This is a genomic window from bacterium, assembly GCA_019637795.1.
Lineage (GTDB): Bacteria > Desulfobacterota > Binatia > HRBIN30 > CADEER01 > JAHBUY01.
Window position 1 is genome coordinate 136,169 of record JAHBUY010000003.1, and the last position, 15,315, is coordinate 151,483.

Below are 15,315 nucleotides of genomic sequence, written 5' to 3' on the forward strand. Positions count from 1 at the left end.
CGGATTCACCAGACCGCGCAGATGATCTCGCCGCCGACGTTGCGGCGCACCGCTTCGCGGTCCACCAGGACGCCAACCGGCGTCGACACGATGTTGATGCCCATGCCGCCGCGCAGCCGCGGCATCGCCTTGGCGCCGACGTAGACGCGGGCGCTGGGGCGGCTGACGCGGCGCACGCCACGGATGGCGGGCCGCTGGGCGGCGTCGTAGCGCAACCACACGCGTAGGTCCTTCTTCTTCGGCCCGACCTCGACGGTGCTCACCTCGCGCAAGAAGCCCTCGTCCACCATCACCTTGGCGACGCGCTCCTTGATCCCCGACCACGGACAGTCGACGTACTCCTTGCGGGCGTGCGCGCCGTTGCGCACCCGGGTCAGCAGATCGGCGATCGGATCGGTCATCGACATGACGGCGCCCTCACCAACTCGCCTTGGTCAGGCCCGGGATCTGGCCCCTGCGGGCGAGATCGCGCAAGCACAACCGGCAGAGGTTGAAACGACGGAAGAAGGCGCGGGGCCGGCCGCACTGCGGGCAGCGGTTGTAGCCGCGCACCTTGAACTTGGGCGGCCGCTGGGCCTTGATCCGCAAACAGGTCTTCGCCACGGGTCCTCCTACTGGCGGAAGGGCATGCCGAGCGCCTGCAGCAGCGCCTTGCCCTCGGCATCGGTCTTCGCGGTGGTGACGATCGAGACCGTCAGGCCGCGGACCTTGTCGATCTTGTCGATGTCGATCTCGGGGAAAATGATCTGCTCGCGGACGCCCAGCGAGTAATTGCCGCGGCCGTCGAAGGCGCGGTCGGACACGCCGCGGAAGTCGCGCACGCGCGGCAGGGCCAGGTTCATCAAGCGGTCGAGGAACTCGTACATGCGGGTGCCGCGCAGGGTCACCATGCAGCCGATCGCCATGTTCTCGCGCAGCTTGAAGTTGGCGATGGCCTTGCGCGATTTGGTGACGACCGGCTTCTGGCCGGTGATCGCGGTCAGCTCGGCGACCGCCGAGTCCATCACCTTGGCGTTCTGGATCGCCTCGCCGAGGCCCATATTGAGCACGACCTTCTCGAGCCGTGGCACCTGGTTCACGTTGCGGTACGCCTGCTCCTTCATGAGCCGGGGGACCACGTCCTTGCGGTACTTCTCGTGCAAACGCGCCATGACCATCACCGATCGAGCTGTTCGCCGCAGCGCCGGCAGACCCGCACACTGCGGTTGTCGTCGAGCACCCGCTTCCCCATCCGCACCGGCGCATTGCACTTGTCGCACATGATCATGAGGTTCGAGATGTGGAGGGGAGCTTCCTTCTCGACGATCCCGGACGCGCTCTGCGGGCCACGCGCCTTCTGATGGCGCTTGACCATGTTGAGCTGTTCGATCAGCGCGCGGTCCTTGCCCGCGATGACGCGCAGGACCTTGCCGGTCTTGCCCCGCTCGCGGCCCGCGATGACCATCACCGTGTCGTTTTTCTTGATGCGCGCGCGCATGGGTCCCTCACAGCACCTCGGGCGCCAGCGACAGGATCTTCATGAAGGCCTTGGCGCGCAGCTCGCGCGCCACCGGTCCGAAGATACGCGTGCCGACCGGCTCGCGCTGGTTGTCGATGAGCACCGCCGAGTTGCTGTCGAACTTGATGTAGGAGCCGTCGGGTCGCCCCACCTCCTTGGCGGTGCGGACGATCACGGCCTTCATGACGTCGCCCTTCTTCACCTTGGAATTGGGGTTCGCTTCCTTGACCGACACCACGATGACGTCGCCGAGCGAGGCGTACTTCCGCTTCGAGCCGCCGAGCACCTTGATGCACAGCACGCGGCGGGCGCCCGAATTGTCGGCGACGTCGAGTACGGTTTCCGTCTGAATCATGACTGGTCCCTCGCGGCCCGTGGGCCGCGCCCTCCCTCTCGCCTCAGCTCGCCTTCTCGACGATCTGCCGCACCCGCCAGCGCTTGTCCTTGCTGAGCGGACGGCTCTCGGTGATCACGACGCGATCGCCGATGCCGCAGCGGTTCTGCTCGTCGTGGGCCTTATACTTGGCCCGACGCTTCACGTACTTCTTGTACTGCGGGTGCTTCACCAGGCGCTGGACGACGACCACCACGGTCTTGTCCATCTTGTTGCTGACGACGATGCCCTCACGGGTCTTGGCTCTTCCGCGCTGCTCCATTGGCTCACTTCCCCTGCGCGGCGCGCGCGCGCTCGTGCTGGATGGTCAGGACGCGCGCCAGGTCGCGCCGCGCCTGGCGCAGCGCCGCCGGGCTCTCGAGCTGGTTGGTGCCACGGCGCAGCCGGAAGCGGAACTGGCTCTCGCGCAGTTCGTGCTCGCGCTGCGCCAGCTCCTGGTCGCTCAGATCGCGTAGTTCCTTAGCTCGCATGGCCGGCCCCCGGTCGCTGCAGGAACTGGGTGGCGATCGACAGCTTGTGCGCCGCCAGACGCATCGCCTCGCGCGCCACCGATTCGGTCACGCCCTCCATCTCGAAAATGATGCGGCCGGGCTGGATCACGGCGACCCACATCTCCGGGTTGCCCTTGCCCTTGCCCATGCGCGTCTCCGCCGGCTTCTTGCTCAGCGGCTTATCCGGGAAGACGCGGATCCAGACGCGCCCGCCGCGCTTGATGTGGCGGGTCAGCGCGATACGCGCCGCCTCGAGTTGGCGCGCCGTCATCCAGCCGCGATCGACGGCCTGGAGGCCGAAGTCGCCGAAGGCGAGGGTCGCGCCGCGGTGCGCGGTGCCCCGCCGGCGGCCCTTCTGGCACTTGCGATGTTTGACTTTCTTCGGTGCGAGCATGACGCGGTCCCGGTCCGGCGCTCAGACGCCGAGCGCCGTCTTGGTCTGGTCCTCTTCGTGACGGGTGAGAATCTCGCCGCGGAAGATCCACACCTTGACGCCGATGACGCCGTAGGTGGTTTTCGCTTCCGCCAGCCCGTAGCTGATGTCGGCGCGCAGCGTGTGCAGGGGCACGCGCCCCTCGCGGTACCACTCCGAGCGCGCGATCTCGGCGCCGCCGATGCGGCCGCTGCAGTGCACCTTGATGCCCTGGGCACCCATGCGCATGCCGCGACTGACCGCTTCCTTCATGGCGCGGCGGAAGGCGACGCGACGCTCGAGCTGCAGCGCGACGTTCTCGGCGACCAACTGGGCGTCGAGGTCGGGGCGGCGCACCTCGTGGATGTTGATGAACGTTTCCTTCCTGGTGAGGCGCGCCAGCTCCGCTTTGAGCTTCTCGATCTCGGCGCCCTTCTTGCCGATCACGATGCCCGGGCGGGCGGTGTAGATGTTGATCTTCGCCTTGTTGGCGGCACGCTCGATCTCCACCTTGGAGATGCCCGCGTGGTAGAGGCGCTCCTTCAGGAACTTGCGCAGCTTGAGGTCCTCGTGGAGCAGATCGCGGTATTCGCGGCGCGCATACCACTTGGAATCGCTGCTCTCGATGACGCCGAGGCGGAAGCCCCGCGGATGGACTTTCTGACCCATGCTCGCTCCTAACGCGCCGTACGCTCGTCCACGACCACCGTCAGGTGCGCGGTACGCTTGCGCAACCCGGTGGCGCGCCCATGGGCGCGGGGCAGGAATCGCTTCGCGGTCGGCCCCTCGTCGACCATGATCCGCTTCACGTAGAGTTGGTCGACGTCGACCCGCTGCGTATTCTCGGCGTTGGCGATCGCCGATTTGAGCGCCTTCACCAGCATCGGCGCGGCCTTCTTGCGCAGGTGCTGGAGCACGCCGATGGCGTCGCCGACGCGCTTGCCGCGCACCAGATCGGCGACCAGCCGCACCTTGCGCGGCGCGATGTGCAGATGGCGATGGATGACGCGCGCTTCCATGGCCCCCCCTACTTGCCCTTCACGTCCGCTTTGCGGTCGCCGGAATGGCCGTGGAAGGTGCGCGTCGGCGAGAATTCTCCCAGCTTGTGCCCGACCATGTTCTCGCTGACGTACACCGGGATGAACTTGCGCCCGTTGTGCACCGCGAAGGTGTGCCCCACCATCTCCGGCGTGATCGTCGACCGGCGCGACCAGGTGCGCACGATGCGCTTGTCGCCCGACGCGTTCAGCGCCTCGACCTTCTTCACCAGATGGCCGTCGATGAACGGCCCCTTTTTGACTGAGCGTGCCACGAGGATTCCTCTCAGCCGCGCCGCTTGACGATGTAGCGGTCGGTGCGCGGGTTGTGGCGGGTGCGGTAGCCCTTGGCCGGCTGGCCCCACGGCGAGGTCGGGTGGTTGCCCTTCGACTTCCCCTCGCCGCCGCCGTGCGGATGGTCGACCGGGTTCATCGCCACGCCGCGGACCTTCGAGCGACGGCCCAGCCAGCGGCGCCGGCCGGCCTTGCCGATCGAGATGTTGGACTGATCGACATTACCGACCTGGCCGATGGTCGCGCGACAGACCGCCTGCACCAGGCGCAGCTCGCCCGACGGCAGCTTGAGCAGCGCCATGGTGCCTTCCTTGGCCATCAACTGGATCGCCGATCCGGCGCCGCGCCCGAGCTGGCCACCGCGACCGGGACGGAGCTCGACGTTGTGCACCGTGGTGCCCAGCGGGATGTTGCTGAGCGGCAGCGCGTTGCCCGGCTTGATGTCGGCGCCGGGACCGGCGACCACCGTCGCGCCCACCGCGAGTCCGACCGGCGCCAGGATGTAGCGCTTCTCGCCGTCGGCGTAGTGGAGCAGCGCCAGCCGCGCCGAGCGGTTCGGATCGTACTCGATCGCGGCGACCTTGGCCGGCACGCCGTCCTTGTTGCGGACGAAGTCGATCACCCGGTAGCGGCGCTTGTGGCCACCGCCGCGGTGACGCATCGTCATGCGGCCGAGGGCATTGCGTCCACCCGATCGCCTCTGCGGCTCGAGCAGCGAACGCTCCGGGGTCGTCTTCGTGATCTCGGTGAAATCGGCCACCGACATGCCGCGGCGGCCGGCCGAAGTCGGCTTGTACTGACGAGTGGGCATGGCGTTCCTACGGGTTCTCGAAGAAGTCGATGCGCTGGCCCTCGGCCAGCGTCACGTAGGCCTTCTTCCAATCCGGTCGCTTGCCGACGTGACGGCCGACGCGGCGCGTCTTGCCGAGCAGATTCAGTGTCCGGACCTTCTCGACCTTCACTTTGAAGAGCGTCTCGACGGCGCGACGGATCTGCTCCTTGTTGGCGTCGCGGCGGACGCGGAAGACGACCTGGTTGCCGAGCTCGCCGATCATCGTGCCCTTCTCGGTGATCAGCGGCGAGGTGACGACGTCGAACACGGAGCTCACGGTGCGATCCTCCCGCGCAACGCCTCCACCGCCGCCTGCGTCACCACCAGGTGCGGGTAGCGGAGGATGTCGTACACGTTGGCCCCCTCGGCCCGCAGCACCTTCACCATTGGCAGGTTGCGGGCCGCACGCTCGAGCAGGGGATTGGCGGCTTCGGTGATGATCAGCGCCTTGTCGAGGCCGAGCGCGCCGAGCACCGCGAGCACCGACTTGGTCTTGCCGTCGGGAATGTCGATCTTGTCGACCACGGTCAACGCATTCTCCCGCAGGCGCATCGCCAGCGCGGAGCGCAACGCGCTGCGGCGCGCGCTCGCCGGCAGACGGTACGAATAGTCGCGCGGCTGCGGGCCGAAGATGATGGCGCCGCCGGTCCAGATCGGCGAGCGCGTGCTGCCGGCCCGGGCACGACCGGTGCCCTTCTGGCGCCACGGCTTCTTGCCGCCGCCGCTCACCTCGCCGCGGGTCTTTGTGGCGTGCGTGCCGGCGCGTCGATTGGCGCGCTGCATGTTCACCACCTCGTACAGCAGGTGCTTGCGCACCGGCCCGTCGAAGGTGCCGGCGGGCAGCGTGATGTCGCCGGCCGGCTGCTTGGTCTGGGTGACGACCGGAACTGTGGTGAGCTCAGCCATGCTTCTTCTTCGCCTTCACCGCCGGGCGCAGCAGCACGATGCCGTTGCGCGCGCCGGGCACCGCGCCGCGCACCAGCACCAGGTTCTCCTCGGGCCGCACCGCGACGATCTCGATGTTCTGCGTCGTGACCCGATCGGTACCATAGTGGCCCGCCATGCGCTTGTTCTTGAACACGCGACCCGGGAACGAGCGATTGCCGATGGAGCCGCCGTGGCGGAAGTACTCGTGCGTGCCGTGACTGGCGGGGAAGCCGCCGAAGCCGTGCCGTTTGACGACGCCGGTGTAGCCGCGCCCCTTGGTGATTCCGGTGACGTCGACCTTGTCGCCCTGCTTGAACAGCGCCGCAACGGTGATCTCGTCGCCCGCCGCCATCGCTGGCGCGCCCTCCTCGAGGCGGAATTCGCGCAGCACCTGGAAGACGCCCTTGCCGGCCTTCACGCAGTGCTCGCGGGTCGCCTTGGTGGCGCGTTGCGGCTTCTTGTTGCCGAAGCCGACCTGCACGGCGGCATAGCCGTCCGTGACCGCGGACTTCGCCTGCACGACGGTGCACGGGCCGGCCTGGATCACCGTCACCCCCACCAGCTCGCCGGCTGCGGTGTACACCTGGGTCATGCCCAGCTTCTTGCCGATCAATCCGAGCGCCATGGCGTCTCTCGTGTCCTCAGTGTCTCAGCCGCCCCGCGCTACTGCAGCTTGATCTCGACGTCGACGCCGGCGGCCAGATCGAGCTTGCCGAGGGCGTCGATGGTCTGCTGCGTCGGATCGAGAATGTCGAGCAGGCGCTTGTGGGTGCGGATCTCGAACTGCTCGCGCGACTTCTTGTCGACGTGCGGCGACCGGTTGACGGTGAAGCGCTCGATGCGGGTCGGGAGCGGGATCGGGCCGGCGACGCGGCCGCCGGTGCGGCGCACGGTCTCGACGATCTCCCGCACCGACTGGTCGAGGAGCCGGTGGTCGTACGCCTTCAGGCGGATGCGGATCTTGTCGTTCATCGGCAGTCAGCGATCCCGTCAGGCGATGATCTTGGAGACGACGCCGGCGCCGACGGTGCGGCCGCCCTCGCGGATGGCGAAGCGCAGCCCCTCCTCCATCGCGATCGGCATGATCAGCTCCACCGCCAGCTTCACGTTGTCCCCCGGCATCACCATCTCGGTGCCCTCGGGCAACTGCGCCACCCCGGTCACGTCGGTGGTCCGGAAGTAGAACTGCGGCCGGTACCCCTTGAAGAACGGCGTGTGCCGCCCGCCCTCCTCCTTGGTCAGAATGTACACCTCCGCCTCGAACTGCGTGTGCGGCGTGATCGACCCCGGCTTCGCCAGCACCTGCCCGCGCTCGATCTCCTCGCGCTTGGTCCCCCGCAGCAGGCAGCCGATGTTGTCCCCCGCCTGCCCCTCGTCGAGCAGCTTGCGGAACATCTCCACGCCCGTCACCACCGTCTTGGTCGTCGCCTTGATGCCGACGATCTCGATCTCCTCGCCCACCTTCACCCGCCCCCGCTCCACCCGCCCGGTCGCCACCGTGCCCCGGCCGCTGATCGAGAACACGTCCTCCACCGGCATCAGAAACGGCTTGTCCACGTCCCGCGTCGGCTGCGGAATGTACCGGTCCACCTCCTCCATCAGCTTCAGCACCGCCGGCGCCCCCACCTCGCTCTTGTCGCCCTCGAGCGCCTTCAGCGCGCTGCCGCGGATGATCGGAATGTCATCGCCCGGAAACTCGTACTTCGACAGCAGCTCGCGCACCTCCAGCTCCACCAGGTCCAGCAGCTCGGCGTCGTCGACCATGTCCACCTTGTTCATGAACACCACGATCGCCGGCACCCCCACCTGGCGCGCCAGCAGGATGTGCTCGCGCGTCTGCGGCATCGGCCCGTCCGAGGCCGCCACCACCAGAATCGCGCCGTCCATCTGCGCCGCCCCGGTGATCATGTTCTTGATGTAGTCGGCGTGCCCCGGGCAATCCACGTGCGCGTAGTGCCGATTCTTCGTCTCGTACTCCACGTGCGCCGTGTTGATCGTGATCCCGCGCGCCTTCTCCTCCGGCGCCTTGTCGATCTGGTCGAACGCCACGAACTGCGCCGTCCCCGCCTCCGCCAGCACCTTGGTGATCGCCGCCGTCAGCGTCGTCTTCCCGTGGTCGATGTGCCCGATCGTCCCAATGTTGCAGTGCGGCTTCGTCCGCTCGAACTTCGCCTTCGCCATCGCGATTCCTCCCGCGTCCCCGGATGCTTACGCCGCCGCGCCCTTTGCCAGGATCTCCTCGGAGACCATCTGCGGCACTGGCTCATAGTGTGAGAACTGCATGGTGTAATTGGCGCGCCCCTGCGTCATCGAGCGCAGGTCCGTGGCGTATCCGAACATTTCCTTGAGCGGCACCTTGGCGGTCACCACCTTGGCGCCAGCCCGATCCTCCATGCCCTCGATCCGGCCGCGCCGGCTCGACAGGTTGCCCATCACATCGCCCATGAACTCCTCGGGCACGACGACCTCGACCGCCATCACGGGCTCGAGGAGCACCGGTGACGCCTTCTTCGCGCCGTCCTTCAGCGCCATGGAGCCGGCGATCTTGAACGCCATCTCCGACGAGTCGACCTCGTGGTACGAGCCGAACGTCAGGGCGACCTTCACATCGACCATCGGATAGCCGGCGAGCACCCCGCCCTCGAGCGCTTCCTTGGCACCCTTCTCGACCGCCGGGATGTACTCGCGCGGCACGACGCCGCCCTTGGTCTCGTCCGCGAACTGGAAGCCACTGCCCGGCGGCAGCGGCTCGATGCGCAGCACCACGTGGCCGTACTGGCCGCGGCCGCCGGTCTGGCGGACGAATTTCGTCTCCTGCTCCACCGATTTGCGGATCGTCTCTTTGTACGCGACCTGCGGCCGGCCGACGTTGGCGTCGACCTTGAACTCGCGCAGCAGGCGGTCGACGATGATCTCGAGGTGCAACTCACCCATCCCCTTGATGATGGTCTGGCCGGTCTCGGTGTCGGTCTCGACGCGGAACGACGGGTCCTCGGTCGCCAGCTTCTGCAGTGAGGTCCCCAGGCGCTCCTGATCCTGCTTGGTCTTCGGCTCGATGGCGATCGAGATCACCGGCTCCGGGAACTCGATCGACTCCAGGACGATCGGATGGTCGACGTCGCTGATCGTGTCGCCGGTGGTGGAATCGCGCAGGCCGACCGCCGCGGCAATGTCACCGGCGTAGACCTCCTTGATTTCCTCCCGCTTGTTGGCGTGCATCTTGAGGAGCCGGCCGATGCGCTCGCGCTTGCCTTTGGCGGGGTTCAGCACGTGCTCGCCCGACTCGATGCGGCCCGAGTAGACGCGGAAGAAAGTCAAGGTGCCGACGTATGGGTCGGTCATGATCTTGAACGCGAGCGCAGCGAACGGCGCCTTGTCCTCGGCCTTGCGCTCCTCTTCCTTCTGCGTGTCGGGATTGACGCCGATGACCGGCGGCTTGTCGAGCGGCGACGGCAGATAGTCGACGACGGCGTCGAGCAGCGCCTGCACGCCCTTGTTCTTGAACGCCGAGCCGCACAACACCGGCACCAGCTTCAGTTGCAGGGTCGCAGCGCGGACGGCATGGCGGATCTCGGCCTCGTCGATCGCCTCGCCGTTCAGGTACTTCTCGAGCAGGTGCTCGTCGACATCGGCCACCGCCTCGAGCAGCTTCTCGCGCGCGGCGTCGACGGCATCCTTCATGTCGGCCGGTATCTCGTCCTCGCGCCAGCGCGCGCCCAGGCTCTCATCGTCCCACACCAGCGCCTTCATCGTCACCAGGTCGATGATGCCGCGGAAGTGCTCCTCCGCGCCGATCGGCAACTGGATGGGAACCGGGTTCGCCTTCAGTCGGTCGCGCATCATGCCGACCCCGCGGTCGAAGTCGGCGCCGACGCGGTCCATCTTGTTGATGAACGCGATGCGCGGGACCATGTATTTGTCGGCCTGGCGCCACACCGTTTCCGACTGCGGCTCGACGCCGCCCACCGAGCAGAACACCGCCACCGCGCCATCGAGCACGCGCAGCGAGCGCTCGACCTCGATGGTGAAGTCCACGTGCCCCGGCGTGTCGATGATGTTGATGCGGTGATCGCGCCAGCTACAGGTCGTCGCGGCGGACGTGATCGTGATGCCTCGTTCCTGCTCCTGCACCATCCAGTCCATCGTCGCGGTGCCTTCGTGCACCTCGCCGATCTTGTAGTTGATGCCGGTGTAGAAAAGTATGCGCTCGGTCGTCGTCGTCTTCCCGGCATCGATGTGGGCCATGATGCCGATGTTGCGCGTGCGCTCGAGCGAAACCTGCCGTGCCATAAATGATGAAAACGCGAGCGGCGCATTCGCCGCTCGCGTTTCCTCTCCTTCCTGATTCGATCCTTACCAGCGGTAGTGGGCGAACGCCTTGTTGGCGTCCGCCATGCGGTGCGTATCTTCCTTCTTCTTGATCGCGGCGCCGCGACTGTTGGCGGCGTCGATGATCTCGCCGGCCAGCCGGTCGGCCATCGACTTTTCGCTGCGCCCACGCGCGAACGACACCAGCCAGCGCATCCCCAGCGACATGCGGCGCACCGGCCGCACTTCGACCGGAACCTGATACGTCGCGCCGCCGACCCGCCGGGAGCGTACCTCGACGGACGGCTTCACGTTATCCAGGGAGCGCCGGAAGATCACCAGCGGATCCTCCTTGGTGCGCTGCGCCACGATATCGAGCGCCCCGTAGAAGATCCGCTCGGCGGTGCTCTTCTTGCCGCCGAACATCATGGCGTTGACGAACTTCGTCACCAAGCGGTCGTGGAACTTGGGATCCGGGAGCACGTCCCGGCGACGGACTTCACCTTTGCGCGGCATGCCGATCTCGCCTCACTTCGGCCGCTTGGCGCCGTACTTCGAGCGCCCCTGCTTGCGGTCCTGCACGCCGATCGAATCGAGCGTGCCGCGCACGATGTGGTAGCGCACACCAGGAAGATCCTTGACGCGACCGCCGCGGATCAGCACCACCGAGTGCTCCTGCAGATTGTGACCGATGCCCGGGATGTAGGTCGTGACCTCGATCCCATTGGTCAGCCGCACGCGCGCGACCTTGCGCAGCGCCGAGTTCGGCTTCTTGGGCGTCTGGGTGTAGACGCGCGTGCACACGCCGCGCTTCTGCGGCGACGCCTGCAGCGCCGGGGCTGCGGTCTTGCGCCGCTGCTTGACGCGGCCGTGCTTCACGAGCTGATTGGTCGTCGGCATGGGCAATCTCTCAAAAGTGCAAAGGAAACGGCAGTATGTACTGGACCTGGGTGAGGGTGTCAACCCACCCTCACCCCTCGATCGAGCCCACCACCGGCGCGGGCTCCTCCTCCACGACCTCGGCGCCGTGCACCCGCAGCTCCATGTCGCGGTACTGCGGCACGCCGGTGCCGGCCGGGATCAGCCGGCCCATGATGACGTTCTCCTTGAGGCCAACCAGGTGGTCGACCTTGCCGTGGATGGACGCCTCGGTGAGGACCTTGGTGGTTTCCTGGAACGATGCCGCCGAGATGAAGCTCTCGGTCGACAAGCTGGCCTTGGTAATGCCGAGCAGCAGCGGCTCGGCGATCGCCGGCTCCCCCTTCTCGTCGAGCACGCGGCCGTTCTCCTGTTCGAAACGCCACTTCTCGATCTGGTCGCCGACCAGGAATTCGGTGTCGCCGACCTCCTTGATGCGGACGCGGCGGAGCATCTGTCGCACGATCACCTCGATGTGCTTGTCGTTGATGCGAACGCCCTGCAGACGGTAGATCTCCTGCACCTCGTCCACCAGGTACTTGGCCAGCGCCTTCTCGCCCTGGATGGTGAGAATGTCATGTGGGTTGGGCGAGCCGTCCATCAAGGCCTCGCCGGCGCGGACCGAGTCGCCCTCGTGGACGCTGATGTGCTTGCCCTTCGGGATCAGGTACTCGCGCGGCTCGCCGACCTCGGGGGTCACGACGACCTTGCGTTTGCCCTTGGTATCCTTGCCGAAGGAGACGGTGCCGTCGATCTCGCTGATGATCGCGAATTCCTTCGGCTTGCGCGCTTCGAAGAGCTCGGCGACGCGGGGCAGACCGCCGGTGATGTCCTTGGTCTTGGTGGTCTCGCGCGGGATCTTGGCGATGACATCGCCGGCGGTCAGCTCCTGCCCCTCGGCGACCGCGATGTGGGCACCGACGGGGATGAAGTAGCGGGCCACGTTGTCGGAGCTCGGCAGCTTGGCGGTCTTGCCGTCCTTGTCCTTCACCGAGATGCGCGGTCGCTTGTCGAGGTCTTTGCAATCGATGATGACGCGGGTCGACAGGCCGGTACGCTCGTCGACACGCTCCTCCATGGTGACGCCCTCGAGAATGTCGCCGAACTTCACCGTGCCCGGTACTTCCGTGAGCATCGGCACCGTGTAGGGGTCCCACTCGGCGATTAGCTGCCCGGCCTTCACGGGCTCGCGATCACGCACTTTGAGCTTGGCGCCATACACGATCGAATAGCGCTCGCGCTCGCGCTCGCGGCCCGGCTCGGGGATCTCGATGATGGCCAGCTCGCCATTGCGGTTCATCACCACCTGGTCGCCGTGCTTGTCGGTGACGGTGCTGAGGTTGATGAACTTCAGGATCCCGTCATTGCGGGGCTCGAGCGTGGTCTGCTCGGCGCGCCGGCTCGCAGTGCCGCCGATGTGGAACGTGCGCATCGTCAGCTGCGTTCCCGGCTCGCCGATCGACTGCGCCGCGATGACGCCGATGGCCTCGCCCAGATTCACCTTATGGCCACGCGCCAGGTCGCGACCGTAGCAGCTGATGCACACGCCCTGTCGGGACTGGCACGTGAGCACCGAGCGGATCTTCACCCGCTCGAGGCCCGCGTCCTCGATGATGCGCACCTTGTCCTCGTTGATCTCTTCGTTGGCCTTGACGATCAGCTCGTTGTTGAACGGATCGCGGATGTCATCGAGCGCGACGCGACCCAGGACGCGATCGCCCAGGCCTTCGATGATCTCGCCGCCTTCGACCAGCGGGCTCATCTCGATGCCGTCGAGCGTACCGCAGTCCTCCTCGGTGATGATCGAGTCCTGCGCGACGTCGACGAGACGGCGGGTCAGGTAGCCGGAATTGGCGGTCTTGAGCGCCGTGTCGGCGAGACCCTTGCGGGCGCCGTGCGTGGAGATGAAGTACTGGAGCACGGTGAGGCCTTCGCGGAAGTTGGCGGTGATCGGCGTCTCGATGATCTCGCCAGACGGCTTGGCCATGAGGCCGCGCATGCCAGCGAGCTGACGGATCTGCTGTGCGCTGCCGCGTGCACCGGAGTCCGCCATCATGAAGATCGGATTGAAGCTCGAGACGGTGTACTTCTTGCCCTCCTCGCTCTGGACGGTGTCCGTCGCGAGCTCGCGCAGCATCTCGTCGGCGATGCGGTCGGTGACCTCGGCCCAGATGTCGACGACCTTGTTGTAGCGTTCGCCGTCGGTGATCAGGCCCTTGTTGTACTGGTCCTCGATCTCCCGCACCGCGGTGCGCGCTTCGTCGAGCATCTTGGGCTTCTTCGAAGTGATCACCATGTCCTTGATGGCGATCGAGATACCCGCCTTGGTGGCGAACTCGAAGCCGAGGTCCTTCAGCTTGTCGGCGAAGATGACCGTCGCCTTGTTGCCCGAGAGCCGGTAGGCCAGGTCGACCAGGTTCCCGAGCTCCTTCTTCTTCATCACCTTGTTGACTTCGCTGAACGGGATCTCGGCCGGAACGATCTCGTAGAGCAGGACGCGACCAACGGTGCTCTCGACCATCGCGCCGTCCATCCGGACGCTGATCGGGGTGTGCAGGCCGATCGACCCGTGGTCGTAGGCGATGCGCACCTCCTCGGTGTTGGCGAAGCGGCGGCCGGCGCCGGTGGCCTCCGGACGCTCACGGGTCATGAAGTAGAGGCCGAGCACGATGTCCTGCGTCGGCACGATGATCGGCTTGCCGTTCGCGGGTGACAGGATGTTGTTGGTCGACATCATCAGGCCGCGCGCCTCGACCTGCGCCTCGACCGACAGCGGCACGTGCACCGCCATCTGGTCGCCGTCGAAGTCGGCGTTGTACGCGGCGCAGACCAACGGGTGGAGTTGGATGGCCTTGCCCTCGATGAGCGTCGGCTCGAAGGCCTGGATGCCGAGGCGGTGCAGGGTCGGCGCGCGATTGAGCAGCACCGGGTGCTCGCGGATCACCTCGTCGAGGATGTCCCACACCTCGGGACGCTCCTTCTCCACCATCTTCTTGGCGCTCTTGATGGTGGTGACGAAGCCACGCTCCTCGAGTTTGTTGTAGATGAACGGCTTGAACAGCTCGAGCGCCATCTTCTTCGGCAGGCCGCACTGGTGCAGGCGGAGCTCCGGACCGACGACGATCACCGAGCGACCGGAGTAGTCGACGCGTTTGCCGAGCAGGTTCTGGCGGAAGCGGCCGCTCTTGCCCTTGAGCATGTCGGACAGCGACTTGAGCGGGCGCTTGTTGGGGCCGGTGATGGCGCGGCCGCGGCGACCGTTGTCGCACAGCGCGTCGACGGCCTCCTGCAGCATGCGCTTCTCGTTGCGGATGATGATGTCCGGCGCGTTCAGCTCGGTCAGCCGCTTGAGGCGGTTGTTGCGGTTGATGACGCGGCGATAGAGATCGTTCAGGTCCGACGTCGCGAATCGGCCGCCGTCGAGCGGGACGAGCGGACGCAGATCGGGCGGAATGACCGGGATGCACTCGAGGATCATCCACTCCGGCCGGTTACCGGAGTTGCGGAACGCGGTGACGACCTTGAGACGGCGCGACACCTTCTTGCGCTTCGCCTCGCTGGTCGCCTGCTTCATCTCGACCCGCAGATCCTGCGACAGCTTCTCGATGTCGAGGTCCATGAGCAAGCGGCGGATCGCCTCGGCGCCCATCTCGGCCGCGAACGCGTCGCCGAACTCCTCGCGCGCCTTGCGGTAGTTCGCTTCACTCAGCAGTTGCTTGTATTCGAGCGTCGTCTTGCCGGCGTCGGTGACGATGTACGACTCGAAGTAGAGGACCTTCTCCAGCTCCTTCAGCGTGGTGTCGAGCAGGGTACCGATCCAGCTCGGCAGGCTCTTCAAGAACCAGATATGGGCGACCGGCGTCGCGAGCTCGATGTGGCCCATGCGCTCGCGGCGAACCTTGGACTGGATGACCTCCACGCCGCACTTCTCGCAGACCACGCCGCGGTGGCGCATGCGCTTGTACTTGCCGCAGTTGCACTCGTAGTCCTTGGTCGGCCCGAAGATCTTGGCGCAGAACAGACCGTCTCGTTCCGGCTTGAACGTGCGGTAGTTGATCGTCTCCGGCTTGCGGACCTCGCCGTGCGACCACGACCGGATCTTCTCCGGCGAGGCCAGCGAGATGCGCAGGGCGTTGAACGTGAGGGGATTCTTGGGCTTCTCGAACAGCGTGAACAGATCTTCCATGTGCTCTCCCGCCTCCTG

Annotated in this window: 21 protein-coding genes; all 21 read right to left on the reverse strand. The window is 66.5% G+C overall.

What is annotated here, in order from left to right:
* Window positions 1-5 precede the first annotated feature (5 nt).
* Window positions 6-407: a 30S ribosomal protein S8 gene (gene rpsH / locus KF840_10570; protein MBX3025341.1), complete on the reverse strand. Its 402-nt coding sequence runs from the start codon at window positions 405-407 to the stop codon at window positions 6-8.
* A gap of 10 nt (window positions 408-417) precedes the next feature.
* Window positions 418-603, reverse strand: a complete 186-nt coding sequence (locus tag KF840_10575; GenBank protein ID MBX3025342.1) for a type Z 30S ribosomal protein S14 — start codon at window positions 601-603, stop codon at window positions 418-420.
* An 8-nt stretch (window positions 604-611) separates the two neighbouring features.
* Complete coding sequence (rplE, locus tag KF840_10580; protein ID MBX3025343.1) at window positions 612-1,151, reverse strand: 50S ribosomal protein L5; 540 nt, start codon at window positions 1,149-1,151, stop codon at window positions 612-614.
* A gap of 5 nt (window positions 1,152-1,156) precedes the next feature.
* On the reverse strand, window positions 1,157-1,477 hold the full coding sequence (gene rplX / locus KF840_10585) for a 50S ribosomal protein L24 (protein MBX3025344.1): 321 nt from the start codon (window positions 1,475-1,477) through the stop codon (window positions 1,157-1,159).
* 7 nt (window positions 1,478-1,484) lie between these two features.
* Window positions 1,485-1,853, reverse strand: coding sequence for a 50S ribosomal protein L14 (rplN, locus tag KF840_10590; protein ID MBX3025345.1), 369 nt, complete (start codon window positions 1,851-1,853; stop codon window positions 1,485-1,487).
* A gap of 43 nt (window positions 1,854-1,896) precedes the next feature.
* Window positions 1,897-2,154 carry a 30S ribosomal protein S17 gene (gene rpsQ, locus KF840_10595; protein ID MBX3025346.1) on the reverse strand — a complete coding sequence of 86 codons (258 nt, stop codon included), beginning with the start codon at window positions 2,152-2,154 and terminating at the stop codon, window positions 1,897-1,899.
* A 4-nt stretch (window positions 2,155-2,158) separates the two neighbouring features.
* Entirely contained in the window at window positions 2,159-2,362 is a 204-nt protein-coding gene (gene rpmC, locus KF840_10600) for a 50S ribosomal protein L29 (GenBank protein ID MBX3025347.1), read from the reverse strand.
* Window positions 2,352-2,777, reverse strand: coding sequence for a 50S ribosomal protein L16 (rplP, locus tag KF840_10605; protein MBX3025348.1), 426 nt, complete (start codon window positions 2,775-2,777; stop codon window positions 2,352-2,354). The genes rpmC and rplP overlap by 11 nt, the downstream gene beginning before the upstream one ends.
* A 21-nt stretch (window positions 2,778-2,798) precedes the next feature.
* Window positions 2,799-3,464 (reverse strand): 30S ribosomal protein S3, encoded by a 666-nt coding sequence (gene rpsC, locus KF840_10610; GenBank protein MBX3025349.1) that lies wholly within the window; start codon window positions 3,462-3,464, stop codon window positions 2,799-2,801.
* A gap of 8 nt (window positions 3,465-3,472) precedes the next feature.
* Window positions 3,473-3,814 carry a 50S ribosomal protein L22 gene (gene rplV, locus KF840_10615; protein MBX3025350.1) on the reverse strand — a complete coding sequence of 114 codons (342 nt, stop codon included), beginning with the start codon at window positions 3,812-3,814 and terminating at the stop codon, window positions 3,473-3,475.
* Between the two features lie 8 nt (window positions 3,815-3,822).
* On the reverse strand, window positions 3,823-4,107 hold the full coding sequence (gene rpsS / locus KF840_10620) for a 30S ribosomal protein S19 (GenBank protein MBX3025351.1): 285 nt from the start codon (window positions 4,105-4,107) through the stop codon (window positions 3,823-3,825).
* A gap of 11 nt (window positions 4,108-4,118) precedes the next feature.
* Window positions 4,119-4,937 carry a 50S ribosomal protein L2 gene (gene rplB, locus KF840_10625; protein ID MBX3025352.1) on the reverse strand — a complete coding sequence of 273 codons (819 nt, stop codon included), beginning with the start codon at window positions 4,935-4,937 and terminating at the stop codon, window positions 4,119-4,121.
* Window positions 4,938-4,944: 7 nt separating this feature from the next.
* The gene (locus KF840_10630; protein ID MBX3025353.1) at window positions 4,945-5,235 is read right to left on the reverse strand and encodes a 50S ribosomal protein L23; all 291 of its coding nucleotides are present in this window, start codon (window positions 5,233-5,235) and stop codon (window positions 4,945-4,947) included.
* Entirely contained in the window at window positions 5,232-5,864 is a 633-nt protein-coding gene (rplD, locus tag KF840_10635) for a 50S ribosomal protein L4 (GenBank protein ID MBX3025354.1), read from the reverse strand. The genes KF840_10630 and rplD overlap by 4 nt, the downstream gene beginning before the upstream one ends.
* Window positions 5,857-6,510, reverse strand: a complete 654-nt coding sequence (rplC, locus tag KF840_10640) for a 50S ribosomal protein L3 (GenBank protein ID MBX3025355.1) — start codon at window positions 6,508-6,510, stop codon at window positions 5,857-5,859. Before rplC ends, rplD begins: the two co-directional genes overlap by 8 nt.
* Before the next feature lie 38 nt (window positions 6,511-6,548).
* On the reverse strand, window positions 6,549-6,857 hold the full coding sequence (gene rpsJ, locus KF840_10645; protein MBX3025356.1) for a 30S ribosomal protein S10: 309 nt from the start codon (window positions 6,855-6,857) through the stop codon (window positions 6,549-6,551).
* 18 nt (window positions 6,858-6,875) lie between these two features.
* Window positions 6,876-8,066 carry an elongation factor Tu gene (gene tuf / locus KF840_10650; protein ID MBX3025357.1) on the reverse strand — a complete coding sequence of 397 codons (1,191 nt, stop codon included), beginning with the start codon at window positions 8,064-8,066 and terminating at the stop codon, window positions 6,876-6,878.
* Between the two features lie 27 nt (window positions 8,067-8,093).
* Window positions 8,094-10,175: an elongation factor G gene (gene fusA, locus KF840_10655; GenBank protein MBX3025358.1), complete on the reverse strand. Its 2,082-nt coding sequence runs from the start codon at window positions 10,173-10,175 to the stop codon at window positions 8,094-8,096.
* 63 nt (window positions 10,176-10,238) lie between these two features.
* On the reverse strand, window positions 10,239-10,709 hold the full coding sequence (rpsG, locus tag KF840_10660; GenBank protein ID MBX3025359.1) for a 30S ribosomal protein S7: 471 nt from the start codon (window positions 10,707-10,709) through the stop codon (window positions 10,239-10,241).
* A gap of 12 nt (window positions 10,710-10,721) precedes the next feature.
* Window positions 10,722-11,093, reverse strand: coding sequence for a 30S ribosomal protein S12 (gene rpsL, locus KF840_10665; GenBank protein ID MBX3025360.1), 372 nt, complete (start codon window positions 11,091-11,093; stop codon window positions 10,722-10,724).
* Window positions 11,094-11,163: 70 nt separating this feature from the next.
* Entirely contained in the window at window positions 11,164-15,297 is a 4,134-nt protein-coding gene (gene rpoC / locus KF840_10670) for a DNA-directed RNA polymerase subunit beta' (protein ID MBX3025361.1), read from the reverse strand.
* Between the last annotated feature and the right edge of the window lie 18 nt (window positions 15,298-15,315).